Below are 965 nucleotides of genomic sequence, written 5' to 3' on the forward strand. Positions count from 1 at the left end.
CCATCGCCGCGCAGGGCATCGTTGCCCGACCCGCCGGAGATGACGTTGGCGCCGCTGGTGCCCGTCAGCGTGTCGTTGCCGGTGCCGCCGGTGACGTTCTCGAAGCCGGAGATCACGTCGCCCGCCGCATCGCCGTCGGCGGTGAAGCCCGATTCCAGGTTGATGCTGACGCCGGTGGTGTCGGCGGAGTAGTCGAGCGTGTCGGTGCCAGCCCCGCCGGTGAGCGTGTCCGCGCCGCCAAGGCCCGCGATGACGTCGTCGCCGCCGCCGCCGGAGATGACGTTGGCCCCGCTGGTGCCGGTGAGCGTGTCATTGCCGGTGCCGCCGGTGACGTTCTCGAAGCCCGAGATCACGTCGCCCTGCGCATCACCGCCGGAGACGGCGTTGGTGGTCAGGTTGACGTTTACCCCCGTCGTGTCGTCGGCATAGTCCAGCGTGTCGGTGCCAAGGCCGCCGGTCAGCGTGTCCGCGCCGCCCTGGCCCGCGATGGTGTCGTCACCGTCCGAACCGATGATCGTGTCGGAGGCCGACGAGCCGCGAATGCGGTCGACATTCGTCAGCGTGATGGCCGAGAAGTCCCAGTTCAGCGCAACGCCGCTGCCGGCAAGGCCGAGCGTCTCGACGTCGCCGTCGCCGATGATCTCCTCGATGCCCGAGGTGGCACCCGAGAAGGTGCTGGTGAGCTGCCACGCGCCGCCAGCCCCGGTCAGGTTGATGACGTCGTAGTCGCCGCCGCCGGTGCCGGTGTCGACGATGGTGTCGGTGCCGTCGCTGGCTGCCCAGTTGTAGGTGTCGGAGCCCGCGCCGCCATCCAGCGTGTCGTTGCCGCCGCCGCCGTCCAGCGTGTCGTCGCCGGCAAGGCCAAACAGCGCGTTGACCCCGGCATCGCCGGTGATCGTGTCGGCATTGGCCGAGCCGAAGACGTTCTCCACGTTGGAGATGTCGTCGCCCTGCGCATCGCCGCC

1 protein-coding gene is annotated in these 965 nt (G+C 69.9%); it reads right to left on the reverse strand.

The features are described from left to right. The coding region (locus ACKTEK_RS15975) for a calcium-binding protein (protein ID WP_409166318.1) at positions 1-965 on the reverse strand (965 nt) is incomplete at both ends.

The sequence above is a fragment of the Tepidamorphus sp. 3E244 genome, assembly GCF_046159835.1.
Taxonomy (GTDB): Bacteria; Pseudomonadota; Alphaproteobacteria; order Rhizobiales; family Tepidamorphaceae; genus JACKJK01.